The organism is Rhodococcoides kyotonense (genome assembly GCF_900188125.1).
GTDB classification, from domain to species: domain Bacteria; phylum Actinomycetota; class Actinomycetes; order Mycobacteriales; family Mycobacteriaceae; genus Rhodococcoides; species Rhodococcoides kyotonense.
Genome location: NZ_FZOW01000006.1, coordinates 73,071 through 92,283, shown reverse-complemented (window position 1 = coordinate 92,283; position 19,213 = coordinate 73,071). Strand labels below are relative to the sequence as shown.

At 65.4% G+C, this 19,213-nt stretch carries 10 protein-coding genes; 6 read left to right on the top strand and 4 right to left on the bottom strand.

From position 1 onward, the window contains the following. Positions 1-15: 15 nt before the first annotated feature. Positions 16-861 carry an oxygen-dependent tRNA uridine(34) hydroxylase TrhO gene (gene trhO / locus CHB96_RS11860; protein WP_089246335.1) on the top strand — a complete coding sequence of 282 codons (846 nt, stop codon included), beginning with the start codon at positions 16-18 and terminating at the stop codon, positions 859-861. Further along, positions 851-1,738: a pseudouridine synthase gene (locus CHB96_RS11855; protein ID WP_089246740.1), complete on the top strand. Its 888-nt coding sequence runs from the start codon at positions 851-853 to the stop codon at positions 1,736-1,738. Before trhO ends, CHB96_RS11855 begins: the two co-directional genes overlap by 11 nt. A gap of 149 nt (positions 1,739-1,887) precedes the next feature. On the opposite strand, the gene CHB96_RS11850 is transcribed toward CHB96_RS11855, so the two are convergent. Next, positions 1,888-7,353, bottom strand: coding sequence for an ATP-binding protein (locus tag CHB96_RS11850; RefSeq protein WP_089246738.1), 5,466 nt, complete (start codon positions 7,351-7,353; stop codon positions 1,888-1,890). Between the two features lie 974 nt (positions 7,354-8,327). Between CHB96_RS11850 and CHB96_RS11840 the strand changes: the two genes are divergently transcribed. After that, entirely contained in the window at positions 8,328-12,968 is a 4,641-nt protein-coding gene (locus CHB96_RS11840; protein WP_089246736.1) for a PDDEXK-like endonuclease domain-containing protein, read from the top strand. A 68-nt stretch (positions 12,969-13,036) separates the two neighbouring features. Then, positions 13,037-13,684, top strand: a complete 648-nt coding sequence (locus CHB96_RS11835; protein WP_089246734.1) for an SDR family oxidoreductase — start codon at positions 13,037-13,039, stop codon at positions 13,682-13,684. A gap of 5 nt (positions 13,685-13,689) precedes the next feature. Here CHB96_RS11835 and CHB96_RS11830 read toward each other — a convergent pair whose 3' ends face one another. Then, positions 13,690-14,703, bottom strand: a complete 1,014-nt coding sequence (locus tag CHB96_RS11830) for an iron-siderophore ABC transporter substrate-binding protein (RefSeq protein WP_089246331.1) — start codon at positions 14,701-14,703, stop codon at positions 13,690-13,692. 269 nt (positions 14,704-14,972) lie between these two features. Here CHB96_RS11830 and CHB96_RS11825 point away from each other — a divergent pair, with 269 nt between their 5' ends. Next, positions 14,973-15,323 (top strand): hypothetical protein, encoded by a 351-nt coding sequence (locus CHB96_RS11825; protein ID WP_245865556.1) that lies wholly within the window; start codon positions 14,973-14,975, stop codon positions 15,321-15,323. Between the two features lie 55 nt (positions 15,324-15,378). On the opposite strand, the gene CHB96_RS11820 is transcribed toward CHB96_RS11825, so the two are convergent. Both CHB96_RS11820 and CHB96_RS11815 read right to left on the bottom strand, forming a co-directional pair. After that, a complete protein-coding gene (locus CHB96_RS11820; RefSeq protein ID WP_089246329.1) occupies positions 15,379-16,788 on the bottom strand; it encodes a sugar porter family MFS transporter in 1,410 nt (469 codons plus the stop codon). Between the two features lie 116 nt (positions 16,789-16,904). Continuing rightward, entirely contained in the window at positions 16,905-17,558 is a 654-nt protein-coding gene (locus CHB96_RS11815; protein ID WP_089246730.1) for a hypothetical protein, read from the bottom strand. A 76-nt stretch (positions 17,559-17,634) separates the two neighbouring features. Here CHB96_RS11815 and CHB96_RS11810 point away from each other — a divergent pair, with 76 nt between their 5' ends. Next, the gene (locus CHB96_RS11810) at positions 17,635-19,194 is read left to right on the top strand and encodes a carboxylesterase/lipase family protein (RefSeq protein ID WP_089246327.1); all 1,560 of its coding nucleotides are present in this window, start codon (positions 17,635-17,637) and stop codon (positions 19,192-19,194) included. The last annotated feature ends 19 nt before the right edge of the window (positions 19,195-19,213 follow it).

Sequence of the window (19,213 nt, the reverse complement as noted above, 5' to 3'; positions counted from 1 at the left end):
GGCATACTTGCCACCATGGCTGTACCGAAAATCGTCCTGTTCTACGTGTTCACCCCGCTGCCGGATCCCGAGGCCATTCGGCTCTGGCAGCACACCCTTGCCGCGTCGAACGACCTGACCGGCAGGATTCTGATCTCCGAACACGGGATCAACGCGACGGTCGGCGGTGACCTGGATGACGTAAAGAAGTACGTCCGCGGCACTCGCAGCTACGCGCCGTTCAAGGATGCCGACATCAAGTGGTCCGAGGGACTCGGCGACGACTTCCCGCGGCTGAGCGTCAAGGTTCGCTCGGAGATCGTCACATTCGGTGCACCCGAGGAGCTGAAGGTCGACGCGAACGGCGTCGTCGGCGGGGGAGTACACCTCAGCCCGCATCAGGTTCACGAACTGGTCGGTGAGCGCGGCGACGACGTCGTCTTCTTCGATGGTCGCAACGCGTTCGAGGCGCAGATCGGCAAGTTCAAGAACGCGATCGTGCCCGACGTCGACACCACCCGGGACTTCGTCAGCCAACTCGACTCCGGCGAGTACGACCACCTCAAGAACAAGCCGGTCGTCACGTACTGCACCGGGGGCGTCCGATGCGAGGTGCTCTCCTCGCTGATGCGTTCACGCGGGTTCGAGGAGGTCTATCAGCTCGACGGTGGAATCGTCAGGTACGGAGAAGCTTTCGGCGACGACGCATTGTGGGAGGGCTCGCTCTACGTCTTCGACAAGCGTATGACGATGAACTTCTCCGACCACACGGAGGTCATCGGGCGCTGCACGATATGCGCCAACCCCACGTCGCGTTACCAGGATTTCGACGACGACGATGGTCGCGGCCTGCGTCTGGTGTGCACTGACTGTGCCTTCTGAACCCCTTCCTTATCGAGACGGTTTGGCGCCGTTGCGTATTCGACTCCCCCACGGTGATGCCGCCGCGTCGTTGATCGAGTTCTTGGTCCGTGAGCACCCCGACGACGACTGGGCGTCGTCGATGGAGGCCGGTGAGGTCGTCGACGAGAAAGGTCGACGGTGGGGCGTCGAATCACGTTATGCAGCAGGATGTTTCGTTTACTTCTATCGTGAACCGGCTCCCGAGGTGCGGGTACCGTTCGAACTCGACGTGCTGTTCGACGACGACGGCATCGTCGTCGTCGACAAGCCGCATTTCCTCGCGACGATCCCACGGGGCATGCACGTCACCGAAACTGCGACAGTGCGGTTGCGACGCCTCCTCGACTGCCCCGATCTGACGCCGGCGCACCGCCTCGACCGGGCGACCGCGGGCGTGCTGATCTTCACCCGCACCAAGGAATTACGACGGCCGTACCAGGAGCTGTTCTCGTCGCGGCAGGTCACGAAGGAGTACGAGGCGGTCGCGGGCTACGATCCGTCGCTCGAGTTTCCCCGCGTCGTACGCAGTCGCATCCTCAAGGATCACGGCGTCATGGTGGCCAGGGAGGAGCCGGGTGAGCCGAACAGCGAGACACGCATCGAACTGATCGAGACGCTCGGCGACGACGCGCGCTACCGACTGTTCCCGCATACAGGTCGCACCCATCAGTTGCGAATCCACTTGTCTTCGTTGGGAATCCCCATCAAGGGTGACCCGTACTATCCGGTGTACACCCGAACGCCCGCCGACGACTTCGGTAATCCACTCCAGCTCCTGGCCCGCGCGGTCGAGTTCGACGACCCGATCACCGGTGCGCGTCGTCGATTCGAAAGCCGCCGCAGCCTCGCAGGGTAGGTGCTCACCTGTTCGTCAGGCGCACGCCAGATCGCTAGCCAGTGGGCGTGCGTCTGACCACATGGTGAGCGCCTGTGCCGAGCCGAATCCCTCGGAAACGACAGCACCCCCGGACCTCATCGAGGCCGGGGGTGCGGGAGTAGAACTACCTACGCCTGCGTACGAGCCATTCCGCGCTCGACCGCCGCGATGAGCTGCGGGCGAAGCTCGGCGGCCGGGACGATGTGGTGCACCGATCCGACCTCCTGAGCGCGCTGGATGTTGTGGATCGCCTCGAACTCCGACGCCACCTCGCCCAGCTTCGCGTTGCGGACGTCGGTGCGAGCCGATGCCAGCTCGACGCGCAGGTGAGCACGGTCGGCGTCGGACTCGGCCGCTGCGAGGCGGGCTTCGAGATCCTTGACCGCCGGGTCGGCAGCGGTACGAGCGTTGACGTCGCGGGTGAACACGACGGCCGCGGCGGGAGCGCCACCGAGCACCGAGGCGAACGATCCCTCGACGGCGAGGACCTCCATGTTGTCGTTCAGCGCTCCGGAGAACACGACGAAAGCTCCACCGTGGTAACGGGATACGACACAGAAGACGACCGGACCGTCGAAGTTGACGATGGCCCTACCGATTTCGGCGCCGTACTCGAGCTGGATGTTCCGCAGTGACTCGGGGGAGCCGTCGAAGCCGGACAGGTTGGCCAGCACGACGATCGGGCGCGATCCGCTGGCGGCGTTGATGGCACGAGCCGTCTTCTTCGACGAGCTCGGGAACAACGTGCCCGACGTCCACTGATCCGGTCCGTCGGCCGGGAACCATCCCTTACGAGGGATTGCCCGCGACTCGATACCGATGACGCTGACCGGGATTCCGGCGAGGTGTGCGTCGAAGACGACCGAGGTGTCGGCGTCGGCCATGTCGGCCCACCGCTCGAGCACCGAGTGGTCCTGGTCGACGACGGCACGCATCACGGTGCGAATGTCGAACGGCTTCTTGCGATCCGGGTTGGTCACGCTCGAGAAGATGTCGCCGACGGTGGTGAAGTCGCTCGACGGGTGCACGTGCGGGTAGCTCTGGACATCGCGGTCCGACGGGTCGGCGGTGAGTGCCCGACGCGGGAAGCGCTCGCCCGGCAATGCGTAGGCGTGGTCGTAGTGAGCGAACAGAACCTCCACTGCCGCACGGAGATTCGGTGCCCAGTACTGCGCCTGGCCGTTGGGGCCCATGACGCGGTCGTAACCACCGATACCGAAGTTGTCCTCGGCGGAAACGCCACCGGAGTAGTCGAGAGACTGCTTGCCGGTCAACACCATTGCGCTGTCCGGGGTCATCACGAGGATGCCCTTGGTGTGCGCGAGCATCGTGGCCTCGGCGTTCCAGTACGGCTGTGCGCCGACGTTGATGCCTGCGACGACGATGTTGATCTCGCCGCCCGCCTGCGTGAACGTGATGATGCGACGCAGACCGCGGGAGACCCAGTCCATGTTCTCGGTACCGGTGGACATCGAGATGGTGGCACCGGACGACAGTGCGAACCACTCGACCGGAGCGCTGATCTTCTCGGCCAGGTCGATCGCGGCGACGATGCGCGAGCACTCTGCCTCGGCGACGGTTCCGAGTGCCTTGGTCGGGTCACCGAACAGTGCGACGCGAGTGACGCCCTCGGGGTAGCGCTCGGACGGCGTCGTGACGAGACCGGCGATGATGCCTGCCTTGTTGCGACCGTACGGGCGGTCGACGGCTGCGAAGACGCCGCTGTCGTCGAAGTCGTACTCCGTGAACGATCCACCCGAGCCGGTGAGCAGCGGGATCAGCTCGTACGGGTACACCGTGCCGCGTGCCTGCGAGCGCTGCACCTTCTGCGTGTACTCGTCGAGCGGACGCAGCGGTTCGGTGGGCTTGGCGGTCACCTTCGCGACGACGCCTGCACCGGACCGGTACGAGAAGCGGATCGCGACGTCGCGGACGGGGGAGTCCTGGCCGCTCTTGAGCCGCGCGATCATCGTGATCTCTTCGAGGCCTGCACCGATGGTCGACGGCGCGATGTGCCGGGCGATCGTCGCGAGCTTGTTCTCGGACACCTCGAGCACCGGCCACACGTACAGCGTGATGCGGTTGGCGTCGAGGCGCTTCTTGCGGCCCGCCTGGGCGCGACGGATGCCGTCGAGGCACGCCGCGACGGTGCGCTCGATTTCCGGAACGGCGACGACGTCACCGTTCTCGTCCAACTGCGTTGTGACGCCGCGGATCTCGGCGAGTGCCATGAGACGCTCGTCGGCCGGATTCTCCTTGGCCTGCAGCTGGAACAGGTACGTGCCCGGGGTTGCGGGCAGGCGCTTGCCGTGGAAGTTCTTCAGACGCCACAGGTCGAGGCGCTGACCGGTCAGCGGATGCATGTCGCGGATGACGATGTCCTCGGCGAGAGGCTGCGCGCCCTCGGTCGTCGGACGACGGAACGTCACGTGGCGAACATCGCTGCCGCACACAGTGATCGTGATGCGACGCCAGCCGCTGGTGCGCGGGTGCGCGGACAGAACCGAGTGGACCGTCGACGAGATCTCGTCTCCGTCCTTCGGCGCATCCGGCCATGCCAGGTAGAGGTCGACGGCGAGGTGCTCGGGTGCGGGACCGGCGATGTCGTCGATCGCGTCGATCGTAAGGGCCAGGTCGTCGAACGCAGTTGCGGTCGAGACCAGTTGCAGGCGTTCGCCGTTCAGCTCGAAGTTGCCGGTGACGAAGTGCTTGCCGTCTCGATCGAACGCCTTGACGTCCTCGAGCGTACGGATCTCGTAGTACTGGCGCGTGACGACCTCGAGCAGTGCGCCCGGATCGGCGATGCGCGACGCCAGCAGGTCGAGCAGCGGCTCGGGTGTCGAGACGAGGGCATCGATGCGGGCTGCGTAATCGGCTGCATCGGGGTTCTCGGCGAGATACTGCAGGCTGCCGCGGACGCCGTCGTACACCTGCTCGCGAGCCCGCGCGATCTGCGGGGCGTCGAACAGACGGAAACGCAGGTTACGTGCGACGTCGCCGATGACGGGGTAGCGGGCCTGCGTCGCGACGATGAGCCGTTCGAGGACCTCGCCGATGGCCGATCCCACGCCGGGCTGAGCCGACGAGTCGGACAGCCAGTGATCCAGAAGAGCTGCGACGACGGGAACCTGGTTCTCGATGCGCTGCAACGCGAGGAAGACGCGGTAGACGGCCTCTTCGAGCTCGGGCCCGCGCTCGAGATCCTCGGCGTCGTAGTGGCGCAGTGCGCGAGAAAGCTTGCCGCGGAACGATTCCGGCAGGCCTTGGATGTCGGAGTCGAGCGACTGCAGGAACGAGTGGAAATGCTCGCGAGGGGAGTGGACGCGCTCGTCGTTGTTCTCCTCGTCCATCGTCGGACGGTTACGGGCCAACTCGCAGATGTCGGCAAAGGTGTTGAGCAGCGCCAACTCTGCGTCGACGACTTGGCGATCGTCGCGCGGAACCTGGCTACGGAACTTCTCGTAGTCCGACAGCAGCGATCGAGCACGCGATGCGTTGACGTCGAATCCCGTGATGAGTGCGGCCAATTCGTCGAGCTGCGCCAATGCGGCGCAGCTCGCGGTCTCGCCCTCGGGGCGCGTCGCAGCGCGGAATTCGACGCGTGCGGTCTGCGCCGAGGACTTCTGTTCGCCCTCCTGATCGACACGCAGCAGTGCAGCGCCGGAGTCGACCTGACCGTTGACCGATGCGAGGACCTCGCTGACCCGGCCCGCGTACGGCGACCGAACCGCCGTCTCCATCTTCATGGCTTCGAGCACCACGAGCGTCTGGCCTGCCTCGACCTCGTCACCGACGGCAACGGGAACGGCGACGACGACGGCGGGTGCAGGAGCGCGAACGAGGCCTGCCTCGTCCTGGCTGATCTGGTGGCTGATGCCGTCGACCTCGACGAGGAAGTGCGCGGCGCCCTTGACCGTGACGACCTGGTAGCGGCGGTCGCCGAGGACGAGACGGCTCTGGAAATCGCCGAGACGTTCGACGTCTACCTGCAGGTCTCCACTGTCACCGTCGACGCGGTAGCGGTGCGGACCGATCTGGCTGACGCCGAGCTTGTACGACTGGCCCTGGTAGCTGAGCTCGACGGTGCGGCCGATGGTGTGGCTCGCGCGAGGACGTCCACCGCGGGCGGACGTCAGGAACGCGGCGCGCTCACGGGCTTCTTCGGCGTCGTACGCGTCGATTGCGGCGGCGACGATCGCGATGTCGGCGGTTGCCGTCGGACCGGTTGCGGTGCCGGCGTCGGTGCGGTCGAGCCAGCCGGTGTCGGCGGAGGCGGTGATGACCTCTTCCTTGTCGAGCAGGCTGAGGAGGAAGGACTTGGTGGTCGTGCCGCCGTCGATGACGACGGTGGTCTCGCGGAGCGCGGTGCGCAGGCGGGCGAATGCCTCGCTGCGGTCGCGGCCCCACGCGATGATCTTGGCGACCATGGAGTCGTAGTCGGGCGGGATGACGTCGCCCTGTGCGATGCCGGTATCGACGCGGATGCCGGATCCGAGCGGGAACTTCAGCAGCTCGACGCTGCCCGGTGCGGGCGCGAATCCGTTGTCGGCGTCCTCGGCGTTGAGGCGAGCTTCGACGGCGTGACCGAACTCGGTCGGGCAGTCGCCTTCGAGGCGCTCACCGTCTGCGACGAGAATCTGGAGCTTGACCAGGTCGATACCCGTCGTGTACTCGGTGATCGGGTGCTCGACCTGCAGGCGCGTGTTGACTTCGAGGAACGTGAAGATCTTCTGCTCGGGCTGGTAGAGGTACTCGACGGTGCCTGCACCCGAGTACTCGGCCGCCCGAACCAGTTCGGCGGACACTGCCCGCAGGTGATCGGCCTGTTCCTTGGTCAGCAGGGGAGAGCTGGACTCCTCGATGACCTTCTGGTTGCGGCGCTGGATCGAGCAGTCGCGCACGCCCGGAGCCCACACGTTGCCGTGGTTGTCGGCGATGACCTGCACCTCGACGTGGCGGGCATCGGTGACGAGGCGCTCGATGAACACGACGGGGTCACCGAAGGAACGCTCGGCCTCACCCTGGGTGCGTTCGAGGGCGAGTTCGAGCTCGTCCTCGTGGAAGACCTTGCGGATACCGCGGCCACCACCGCCGCTTCGAGCCTTGATGATCAGCGGGTAACCGATGGCCTGCGCATGACGACGGGCGTCGGCGCGAGTCTCGACGGGTCCACCCGACCACGGTGCGACGGGGACGCCGACCTTCTCGGCCAGCAGCTTGGCTTCGACCTTGTCTCCGAGCAGACGCATCGCTGCAGCGGACGGGCCGATGAACGTGATGTTCAGTCGCGCGACGATGTCGGCGAACTGCGGGTCCTCGGCGACGAATCCCCAGCCGACCCAGACGGCGTCCGCGCGGGACTCGACGAGTGCAGCCTCGAGCACGTCGTAGTCGAGGTAGGCAGACCCGGAGGCAGGCTTGTTCAGTGTCACAGCCTCGTCGGCCTGACGGACGAACATCGCCCGACGCTCGGCTTCGGTGTGGAGTGCGACCGTCCGGATGCCGTAGTCGTGCTCGGCGTTGAGTTCTTTGACGGCTCTGATCAGGCGTACGGCCGCTTCGCCTCTGTTGACTACTGCTATCCGCTTGAACAACGTGTCTCTCTTCGTCAGGTGGTGGAATCGTCGTCGGTCGAGGTTCGACCGCCAGCCCCGGGGACGAAGTGAATCGTCGACGCACGCACGTACGAGCCGAGAAAGCAGAAGTAGAGAGTGCGGGGAGTGGATCACCCCGGCGCTGTCCCCCTGCAACCCTCTATCTGCTCGTGCCGTCCATCCGATTCGGTTCTCTCCCCGCTGCCCCGCGAAATCTTCAGGCGCTGGCTGAACGAGAACTCATTCTAGCGGCTCGACCGTGTTTTTCCATGTCAACGGCTTTCGGGCAAAGTGTGATTGATATCGCTTCGTTCAAAGATGAACCACCACAGTGATTTTCACCGAGTATCGACGGATTGCTTGTGAAAAGCCACTGAACTCTTGACGGAATACTGACGAGTAGCGTTGGTGGAATTGACATTTCGCGCTCCGCGTCATGTCTTTACTTACCGGTGGGTACGTTACCGCTCGGTATCGGTTCGTGTATTCGATACTTGCTCGACGGCAGGTACGCGATTTGCGCGACGACGGGACTCCGGGTATTTTTCGCACCTCTCCGACGCGCCTGTTGAACACGGTCGTTCGGGCGGTTCCGCGCCGTCCTGTGGCCGAACGAGTCGCTTTCGTCCGAATTCGGCTCCGATGCAACATGATTCGAGCCCACGAGCATGTTCGACGCCCTAAGCCCCTCGAGGTGCCCTTCCGTGGCCGCGTTCGGCTGTGACGACGGACCGCCGTAACCGCGTCGTTCTTGTGAAAAACCACGACAAAAGAAACCGATGGTTCGGAGATCGTGAACAAACGAGTCCATGGCACTAGTCTGATCCGAGCACGCAAGCTCCGTCCCCGTTCGAAGACTAGGTCATCTCGAAGAGTTCAGAGGTTCAACTGTGTCGACTGCATCGGTTCCAGGCCCCGAGCCCACTCGCGCCCGCGCGCAAGGTGATGCCGAGGGTGGGGACGTCGACGGCAGGGTGCTGCGTCTGCTGCGGTTCCTCCGCGAGATCGTCGTCGCCCGCACCGAACCGATCCTGCATTTCGACAGCCATCTCCGCACGCGTTGGCTGCACGACGGGGCGTCCACTCCGAGCGTCGACTCGTCCGTCGAGCCCGGAGGTGTGCTGCTTCGGGTGCGACCCGTCGAGGTCACCGAGCCACCCGCGCTGCCCGACGTCCTGGTCGGGTCCATCGAGCCGTCGATGGTCACCGACAGCAGGTACCGTGCCCTCGAACTGACCGAGTCGGCGCTACCGTCGACCACCGACGACGCAGAATCCGACGCCGACTTCGACGTACGCAGGGCATACGAGATCCGCACTGCCTTCGCTGCGTATTCGGCGCAGTGGCGCCGGTGGGCCGAGACCGATCGGGTGTCGCGGCCCAAGGCATCGCTCTACGAGAGCCTCCAACTGATGATGCACGAGCTGTCGACGCGGCCCGAGTCCGTCGAACTCGTCATCGCGTCGGGCCTGCTGACACTCGCGTCGGCCGACTCGGGCTCGGACGTGTGTACCCACCTCGTCACGCAGACGGCCACCGTCGAACGCGACGTGCGCACCGGAGATCTGCTGGTCAAGCTGCCGTCGAACAGTCAGCCTCGGCTCGAGGACACGCAGCTGCTCACCGGCAGACCAGGATTCGACGCGTCGCGGTCAGCTGAACTGCAGCAGGCGCTCGGCACACGCGTCGCATCGCCTGTGTCGCCGGAGGTCGTTCCGTTCCTCGTGGAGTGGGCCGACGAGACTCTCGCGTTCCCGGTGGACGTGCGACCGGACCTGGATCGGCCGACGACATTCGGCACGCCTGATCGTACGACGCTCACCGCCTCTCCCGCGCTCGTCCTGCGCAAGCGGGACTCGTTCGCGCTGCGCGACTACTACGAGCGGATGATCGCCGACCTCGAGGCGTCCGACGCGGGTGTCCCGCTCGGTCTCGCGCAGCTGGTCGAGCCCATCGAACCCGAGGATCGGCTGGCGTGGCTTGCGCGCACCGGGTCTGCCGACGCGACGTCACTGGCCGAGGATCCGCTGTTCCCGCTGCCTGCCAACGCCGAACAGTCGCAGATCGTCCGCCGACTGGGCAGCGACAGCGGTGTCGTGGTCGAGGGGCCGCCCGGCACCGGCAAGACACACACCATCGCCAACCTGCTGTCCGCGTTGTTGGCTCGAGGTCAGCGCGTTCTCGTGACCAGCGAGAAGTCACAGGCTCTGCGGGTCCTCCGTGACAAACTGCCTCCCGAGCTGCAGGAACTGTGTGTCGCGATCACCGACCTGTCCCGCGGTGGAGCCGAGGAGCTCAGCCGGAGCGTCTCTCGAATCGCCGATCGCAAGGCGTCGTACAACGAGGTCGACGAGTCGGAGAAGATCGAGTCGCTGCGCGCGCGACGAGAAGAAGCGCTGGCACGACGCACCGGTCTGTTGCAGTCGGTGTCCGAGCTGAGAGAGGCCGAAACCGTCGTACATCCTTTCGTGTCGGACGGATTCGAGGGCACCGCCGCCGCGGTCGTGCGCAAGATGGTGCTCACGCGCGAGGCACACGAGTGGCTCCCCGGTCCGCTGTTCACCGATCGGCCGCCGCTGACCGGCGCCGAAGTCGAGACGCTGCGAACACTCGTCGCCACCGCGCCGAACGGGCGGACCCTCAGGGCGCGGCAGTCGCTCCCTCGGCTGGAGACGGTGCTGCCCAACTCTGCCGAACTACGGTCGCTGTGCCAGCGTGCGAGCGCACGCGTGGCCACGGGATCTGAGCAATCCGCACACCTCGTCGAGTTCCTCGGCGGCGTCGATCCCGCGGCTGCGTTCGAGATCAAACGACTGTGCGACGAGCTCGACGCGCGGGTGCGCGACGTCCTCGAGCTCGACGCGGTGTACCGGCAGCTCACCGATTCCGTGCTGTCCGGTGAATCCGCGCATCTGTGGTCGAGGGTCAGTGGCATCGTGTCGATGGTCGACACCGCCGCGCGGGCAGACCGCTTCGTCGGAGCGCACGACGTGCAGTGCTCGTCCACGACGACGGCGGCGCTGCAGGCGATGGAATCGCTTGCGGTGGCGCTGGAATCGGGAATCGAGTGGAAGGGTCGCTTCAGGAAGAGCGAGCAGCAGAAGGCCGTCGAGGATATCGGCATCACCGCGTCTGTCGACGGCATGGCGCCCACCACCGCTCTCGCGGCACGGCTCGTTGCCGAACACATTCGGGCTCTCGACGTCGTCGCGACGGCAGCGGTCCTGCTGGCCGATCTGCGAATCTCCGTGTCCACGGAAGGTTCTCGCTCGCGGCAGGTCAATGACCTCGGGCTCGTCACCAGCCAACTGACACGAGTAGCGGCAGCGCTGCACGCACGTGATGCGCTCGTCGAGCGGTTGTACGCCGTGTCACCGTCGGCGCCGTGGATCAGAAGCCTCGACGACGCGTCCGCGTTCGCGGGATCCGCAGGCGCGATCGCGACCCGCATCGACGCCGACGTCGCACGCGCCGAACTCGATCAGGCGATGTATTCGCTTGCCACGCAGATCGATTCCGGGCCGTCCCCCGAAGGGACCGCCTTGGTGACGGCATTGAGCGATGCCGACGAGGACGCCGTCGTCGACGCCGTCGCGACCTACAACGCTGCCTGTCAGGAGCAGGAGGACCAGCAGAAGCAGGACGAACTCGCGACCACGCTGTCCGAGGCGGCGCCCGCGCTGTACGACCTGGTCGTCGACACAGCCGGCGACTCGGACTGGGACGAACTCAGCTGGCAGATGTCGAAGGCGTGGGCGTGGCGGCGGGCACGCGAATGGGTGACCGAGCAGCACGAGGGTGGGCTGGAGCAGAAGCTCGAGGCGGAGTTGAACGCCGCAGACGCCGACATCGGTTATCTCACCGGCCGGTTGGCTGCGGCGATGGCGTGGCGCGACTGCCTCGAACGCATGACGGCCGTGGAAGTCAGGGCGCTGCAGACGTATCGCGAGCACGTGTCGGCAATCGGCGCGGGCGCCGGGAAGTACGCCGAAACCTTCAGGAGCGCAGCGCGTTCGGCGATGGGCGACGCGCAGACCGCGGTGCCGGCGTGGGTCATGCCGTTGCAGCAGGTGTTGGCGTCGATTCCGCCGATTCAGGACAGCTTCGACGTCGTGATCGTCGACGAAGCCAGTCAGGCCGACATCAGTAGCCTGTTCCTGCTGTACCTCGCGCCGCGCGTGATCGTCGTCGGAGACGATCGGCAGTGTGCCCCAGCCGATGTCCCGCAGGCCGGGTCGCTCGAGGACGTGTTCACGAGGCTCGGCGCATATCTTCCCGACCTGCCCGAGCATGTTCGTGCAACGCTCACGCCGCGTTCCAGTTTGTTCTCGATGCTGCGGACACGCTTCGGCCAGGTCGTCCGATTGCGTGAGCACTTCCGGTCCATGCCCGAGATCATCAACTGGTCGTCGCAGCAGTTCTACGGTGATTCGCCGCTCGTGCCGGTGAGGCAGTTCGGAGCGAATCGGCTTCCGCCGCTGCGTCATACGTTCGTACCCTTCGCCGAGGTCGCAGGATCGGGAGCTTCGTTGATCAACCGTGCGGAAGCGCTCGCGATCGTCGGGCAGATCGTCAAATGCCTCGCCGATCCGGTGTACGACGGCAAGACGTTCGGCGTCGTCGTGTTGCAGGGGACGGCACAGGTCGACGAGATCCGAAACGAGTTGATCAAGCGCATCGGCATCGAGCAGTGGGAGGATCGGCGGCTCCGGATCGGCACACCGCCGGACTTCCAAGGCGACGAACGCAACGTCGTCATGCTGTCGATGGTCGTCGCACCGGCGCAGAACTTCGTTGCGCTGACGGCCAATCAGTACAAGCGGCGGTTCAACGTCGCGGCGTCGCGGGCGCAGGATCAGCTGTGGCTGTTCCACTCGGTGACCGTCGACCGGTTGAAGCGGGCCGATCTGCGAAACTCGCTTCTGGGCTACATGTCGTCCACGTCACCGACCCCCGCCGACCCGATGCCGCAGTCGGTCACCGCCGAGACACGCCACCCCGAGTTCGACACCTTGTTCGAGCAACAGGTGTTCGTCGAACTGCGCGACCGCGGGTACCACGTCAACTCGGGTGTGGTGGTGAACAATCGCCGAATCGATCTCGTCGTGACCGGGCAGTCCGCAAGGTTGGCGGTCGAATGCGACGGTGACGTCGTGCTGACCACCCCGGAGCGCAGGGTGGCCGACCTGCAGCGGGAGCAGGAGCTCAAGCGATGCGGATGGACGTTCTGGCGGGTGCGTGAATCCGAGTACTGGCTCGATCCGACAGCCGCGATGAGCAGCCTGTGGACCATGTTGGAGGCGCTCGAGATCGAGCCGGGATCCGTGTCCGTCGATCCTGGCACCACGACGGTGTCGGACTGGGCGCCCGTCGACCTCGATCCGCCGCAGGAGGAGTTGTTCGCAGACTCACCACTGCCGACGGCCCGTCGCGCGACGGTGGGCGAGGTTCGGGCCGGGGCGTGGAACGGGTGGTTGGCTGCCGACGCGGACAGGAAGACGTCTCCAGGCGACGGCGTCGGTACCGAGATGTGGACCATGCCGTCCGGACCGAAAGGCTCGAAAGAGTTGCCGATCAACGGATTTCACGACGGGGGAGTCGATCGACGACGGTGAGGCCGTGGTCGCGTGTGATCGTCGGCTACCGTGGACCCGAGGTCCCATTCGTCGTCGAAGGAGCGTTCATGTCACGAGTCGTCATCTTCGGAGGTCACGGGAAAGTGGCACTCCGGCTGTCGCCGTTGCTGGTCGCAGCAGGCCACGAGGTCGGCGCGATCGTGCGGAATCCGGAGCACGTCGGTGACGTCGCAAACGCTGGTGCGACGCCCATCGTGGCCGACATCGAATACCTGGACGTCGCGAAGATCGCCGCGTTGGTCGAGGGGTACGACGTCGCCGTATGGTCGGCGGGTGCCGGTGGCGGTGACCCGAAGCGGACGTACGCGGTCGATCGTGATGCCGCGATCCGGTCGATGGACGCCGCAGGTAGAGCAGGTATCTCGCGCTACGTCATGGTCTCCTACTTCGGTGCCGGCCTCGACCACGGCGTCGACTCCGAGAATGCGTTCCACGCCTATGCGCAGGCCAAGGCAGAGGCCGACGACTATCTGAAGTCGACGTCGCTCAGCTGGACGATCCTCGGTCCGAGTGCACTGACGCTCGATCCGGGCACTGGCCTGATCGACACCAAGGAGGCCGGTGCGACCGGGTCGTCGGTGACGCGCGACGACGTCGCAGCCGCCGTGGCAGCCACCATCGACAGCCCCGGAACGGCACGGCGATTCATCGAGTTCGACAACGGGAAGACACCGATCGCCGACGCCCTGGGCTGACCGATTCAGGCAAGCGCGTCCTCGAGTTGCCCGATGAAGGTGTCGAAAGCGTACGGAATGCTCAGGACGGTCGGAGCGGACACGGCCATCGCGTAATCCATACCGACCTGACGTACCAGCCTGCCCTCGCTGACGGCGGTCAATCTCGCGAACGGTGCGAATGCCATCGCCTTGTCGAGATTCGTTCCGTCGGCGTCGACGAGTACGAGGACGTCGGCATCGAGTGTGTCGACCTCCTCGCCTGCAACGGATACCGACGAGTCGCCGGAACTGCACGCCGCGACGACGCCTGGCGACGAGACGATCCCCAGCTGTCCCAGCAGTTCGATGCGGGGATCGTTGGGGCAGAACACGATCAGCCCGTCATCCGTTCGCATACCGAAAGTGACTGTCTTGCCGGCGAATTCGGGATGCGAGGCGGCTGCGTCGGCGAGGTAGTCGTCGACGCCGTCGAGCAGGTTCTGTGCCTCGGCCGGGCGGCCGAGGGCTGCACCGATCATCGTTGTCTGGTCGGTGAGGCTCGTCTCCCAACGGCTTTCGGGGAACGCGACCGTCGGAGCGATGTCGGACAGACGCTGGTATGCCTCCTCGCTGATTCCGGAATAGACGGCGAGAATGAGGTCGGGTTCGAGGCCGAGGATCTGCTCGAACGGGACGTCCGGGTTGGTGGTCAGTAGCTCGACGGGTGCGTCGCCGATGATCTCGGCGTCCCAGGGGAGTACGTCGTTCTCGATTCCGTCACCGGAGAACCGTTCCATCGCAACCGGAATGGTTCCGAGCGCCAGGGCGGCGTCCTGGCTGCTCCACCCGATCGTGACGACGCGGGCGGGTTTCTCCTCGACGACGGTCGACCCGTACGCGTGCTCGATGGTTGCCGGATACGCGCCGGGCTCCGTGATGCTCGAGGCCGGAGACTGCACGCCAGCTGTGTCGCCGGTGTCGGAGCTGCACGCGGTGAGCGAGAGGCCGACGACGGCGAGTAGGGCCAACGAGGCGTTGACGCGGAACGAGGATGGCATCCGTTGCCGACTTTCTCTAGTGGAATCCGAGCTACCGAGTGGAAGTTAGTGCGTGCACCGGGCCCCGGTCATGCTCCGATCGCCGAAATCGGTCGTTCTGGCTTGTTCGGTGCAGACGTTGGCCGAAGGAGTACTTTCCGGCGGTGCTCGATATCCTGCGGAGGTCCGTCGGTGAGGCATACGGTAGGCACGTCATCCCGACGACGAAGGGCAGCACTATGCGCACGTGGACGAAACTCGCGGCGGCACTGGGATTCACGGGAGCAGTGATGATCGCCGGGAGCGGGGTGGCTGCTGCCGACGAGTGGCCACCCGTTCCGCCGTACCCGAGCCCCACTGCGCCGATGGACGTCACCGGGTTTCTGACGCCGACCGATCCCGACTACTGGAACCCCTTCATCGCCGCGAATCGTCTGACGTCGCCGTACGGCAACAGCACGCGAATCGTGTGCACGGGATTCCACGGTGTGCTGTTGGAGTGCTGGCAGGCGGACAGCAACGGCAACCCGCACAAACTGATCTCGCTGCCGTTCGATTTCCCGAACGTGACCGGTTCGTCGTTGCCTGGCGGAGGTCCGCAGCACTTCGTCTACCCAGGATTCATCCCCGGCATCGGGTGAAGGAGTTTCCCCGGACCTCCCTCACCCACCACCGACAAGAACCGTCGGCAGCGTCCTACTTCATGTCTTCGAGTTCCATGCCCTTGGTTTCCGGGATCTTCGACTTCACGAAGAAGAAGGACACCGCCGCCATCAACGCGAAGAAGCCGTAGATGGCCCACAGCCCGATTGCCTGCGTCAGCGGCGGGAATGCGAGCGTCACAGCGAAATTGGCGACCCAGTTCGCTGCGGTACCGATGCCGAGGGCGACGGCGCGCATGCGGTTCGGGAACATCTCGCCCAGCAGAACCCACATGATGGGACCCCACGTTGCGGCGAAGAAGATGACGAACAGGTTGGCACCGATCAGCGCGACTGCACCCCAGGGGCTGGGGAGTGAGACGTCGTCGCCGCTACCGATCTGCTGGGAGAACGACACTGCTGCCATCAGCAAACCGACGAACATGCCGATCGACCCGGCCAGCAACAACTTTCGTCGACCGATTCGGTCGACGAACAGAATGGCGACGAACGTCATGGTCACGTTGATGATCGACGTGATCACCGAGGTCGCGAACGACTGGTCCTCGCTGAAGCCGACCGACTTCCACAGCGTCGTCGAGTAGTAGAAGATCGCGTTGATACCGACCAGCTGTTGCAGCACGGCCATCGTGATACCCACCCAGACGATGGGCTGCAGCCCGAATTTCGGTCCGCGGATGTCCTGGATCGACGACCGCTCTTCCTTGCGGAGAGTCAGTCGGATCTCGTGGACGCGCTCGTCGGGGTGCAGTTCGCCGGTGATGTTGGCGAGGATTTCGGCTGCTTCCTTGTCGAGGTGCTTGCCGACGAGGAAGCGGGGCGACTCGGGAATGGTCACTGCGAGCAGCCCGTACACGACGGCGGGAACGACGCCGACGAGGAACATCCAGCGCCATGCTTCCTGGCCCAGCCACAGGTCGTTCGACGCGCCGTCGGCCGCACCTTGAAGCAGCGCGTCGGACAGCAACGCCGCGAAGATGCCGACGGTGATCGCGAGCTGCTGAAGCGACGCGAGGCTGCCACGCCACTTGGCCGGCGCGATCTCGGAAATGTACGCGGGTGCGATGACGGATGCGATACCGATGCCCAGGCCACCGAGAATGCGCCACAGCATCAGGTCCGGCACGCTGAACGCTAGACCGGACCCGAGTGACGAGATGGTGAACAGCGCCGAGCCGAGCACCATTACTTTCTTGCGACCCCACCGATCGGCCAGCGAACCGGCGAACCACGCGCCGACGGCACAACCCACGAGTGCGATCGCGACGACGAATCCGGTGGTGAACGACCCGAGCGAGAAGCGTCCTTCGATCGCGTCGACGGCTCCGTTGATGACCGAGCTGTCGAATCCGAACAGAAATCCACCGACCGCGGCGGCCACGCTGACGCCGATGACCTTCGCACTGTGATTGCCCGTTGCGGGGCGCGTCGGCTGCTCTGACATGGGGATGCTCTCCTTCCCGGTCGGGAAGCTCAGCGCTCTCGGCCGCGACAAGTGTGCACGCCGAGTTCGACGCACCGAGTCACCTTATGCCCGATAGTTCGCTGTGCGAAACACCGTCACTTCAGCTCGAATGCAGAGTCGGACACCGTGAATCCGTGCCCGACCTGATCTCGGCACGTGACGCCGGTCTTCTCGTCGACGCGGCAGTACAGACCGTTCGACTCGCCGCTTCCGGGGATGGACAGAGTGTCGCCGTAGTCGAGCGCGGCTGCGGCGCCGTCGAACCGATGGAACCGCGGATCGCCCGAACTCAGGAAGCGAGCGGGGGACCCTACGGTGAGTTCGACGGTGTTCGGCGCGACCGTCGAACCCGGTGCGCCGCTTCCTTCCACCCGCGGGGCGGTCGACGGGAAGTCGCCGTGGCATCCGGCAACCGAGGTGTCGGTCACGGCGATCCCGCATTCGAACTTGCCGCTCGGGCTGGTGAAGAAGTAGAAGCCCGGCTGGGCCTGGAATCGGGAGGCGTCGGCGGTCCGAGGTGCCGAAGTGGTTGTCGTCGTGCTCGTCGTCGGGCTGGTCGTCGAGGGTGCCGTCGTACTCGGGGGAGTCGTCGTGACATGCGGTGTCGTCGTGCGAACGACCGACGGCGGATCGGTATCGACGGTGGCCAACGGGGCCGTCGCGCTGCCGTCGACGCTTCCGCCGCATCCAGCGAGAAGTACCGCGAACACGGCTGCCGCGGTACAACCGTGAACCTGACGTCGATACATCGTCACAGCTTAAACAGATCGTCATGTCGGCCGGAGTTGGTACGTTGGCGAACGTCGGTCCGAAGGGGGAGGTGTCATGACCGAAGTCGAAACAACTCACGAGACGACGCGGTCGGTCAACACACCGTACGGGGAGGCGATCGGCCACCGCGACGGCGACGTTTTCGCGTGGAAGGGCATTCCGTACGCGGCCGCGCCCGACGGCGAACATCGCTTTCGAGCACCGCGCCCGCCGGAGCCGTGGACGGAACCGCGTGACTGCCGCTCTTTCGGAGCAATCGCGCCGCAGAGCCGCAACAGTCCCGTTCCGATCGATCAGTCCATCCCGATGTCGGAGGACTGCCTCTCCCTGAACGTGTGGGCACCCGAGCCCGACGGCACGCCGCGGCCGGTGATGGTCTGGATCCACGGCGGCGCGTACTCCATCGGGTCGTCGGCGCAAAGCGTCTACGACGGCAGACACCTCGCCGAGCTCGGCGATCTCGTACTCGTCACGGTCAACTACCGCGTCGGCGCGTTCGGATTTCTCGACCTGTCGTCGTTCTCCACCGAAGACGACGTCTTCGAGACCAACCTGGGCCTCCGCGACCAGATCGCCGCGCTGCAGTGGGTGCAGCAGTGCATCGCCTCGTTCGGGGGAGACCCGGCGCAGGTCACGGTGTTCGGTGAATCCTCGGGTGGCGCATCGATCACGTCGCTCATGACCTCACCGAAGGCGGAAGGGCTGTTCGCGCAGGCCATCGTTCAGAGCGCGCCGGCGACGTCCGTCTACGGGCCGGAGCGAGCTGCCGTCGTCGCCTCTCGTTTTCTCGAACTGATCGACGTCACACCCGAGCGCATCCACGAGCTGAAGACGATGGACTTCATGACGCTGGTCGCCGCGAGCGACACGCTCTGCTACGAAGTCCCGACGCGCGCGCCGGGAACGCTCGGTCTTGCACCCGTCGTCGACGGTGACGTAGTGCCGCGGTACCCGGTGGCTGCGTTCCAGAAGGGGTACGCGCATCGAATTCCGTTGATGATCGGCACGAATCACGACGAGGCGTCCATCTTTCGGCTCATGAAATCGCCGTTGATGCCCGTCACGTCCGACACCGTGTCCGAGATGTTTCGTGCCATCGCCAACGACCACGCGGATCTCCCGGCGTTCCGCGTCGCCGAGATCATGTCGGCATACCCGGACCGGTCCAAAACCGCAGGCGCACTGGCGATGTCGCGCGATGCAGGCTTCCGAATGCCGAGTCTGTGGATCGCCGACGCGCACAGTAGGCACGCGCCGGTCTGGATGTACCGCTTCGACCACGCGACTCCGATGTTGAAGGCGGCGCGCATCGGCGCAGGCCATGCGACCGAATTGCCTTATGTGTTCGGCAATTTCGGAACCTTGAACCGCGATCCGACGTTCTGGCTCGGCGGCAGGAAATCCGCGATGGCGGTGTCGGCTCGCATGATGAAGCGGTGGGTCGCGTTCGCGCGTCACGGCGTGCCTGCGACGCTCGACGGGGCCAAGCACTGGGCTCCCTACGCCGAACCGACCCGTTCGACGCTGGTGATCGACTCACAGGATCAACTCGTCGACGATCCCGACGCCGCGCTGCGAGCTGCGTGGGGCGACAGGGTGCTCGGCTTCAGCTGATCGAAGAACGCGGGGTTAG

What these genes read in the sequence shown, in the direction of transcription:
- trhO (WP_089246335.1), top strand. Translation starts at nt 16, where the DNA reads ATGGCTGTACCGAAAATCGTCCTGTTCTACGTGTTCACCCCGCTGCCG.
- CHB96_RS11835 (WP_089246734.1), top strand. Translation starts at nt 13,037, where the DNA reads ATGTCACGAGTCGTCATCTTCGGAGGTCACGGGAAAGTGGCACTCCGG.
- CHB96_RS11830 (WP_089246331.1), bottom strand. Translation starts at nt 14,703, where the DNA reads ATGCCATCCTCGTTCCGCGTCAACGCCTCGTTGGCCCTACTCGCCGTC.
- CHB96_RS11825 (WP_245865556.1), top strand. Translation starts at nt 14,973, where the DNA reads ATGATCGCCGGGAGCGGGGTGGCTGCTGCCGACGAGTGGCCACCCGTT.
- CHB96_RS11820 (WP_089246329.1), bottom strand. Translation starts at nt 16,788, where the DNA reads ATGTCAGAGCAGCCGACGCGCCCCGCAACGGGCAATCACAGTGCGAAG.
- CHB96_RS11815 (WP_089246730.1), bottom strand. Translation starts at nt 17,558, where the DNA reads ATGTATCGACGTCAGGTTCACGGTTGTACCGCGGCAGCCGTGTTCGCG.
- CHB96_RS11810 (WP_089246327.1), top strand. Translation starts at nt 17,635, where the DNA reads ATGACCGAAGTCGAAACAACTCACGAGACGACGCGGTCGGTCAACACA.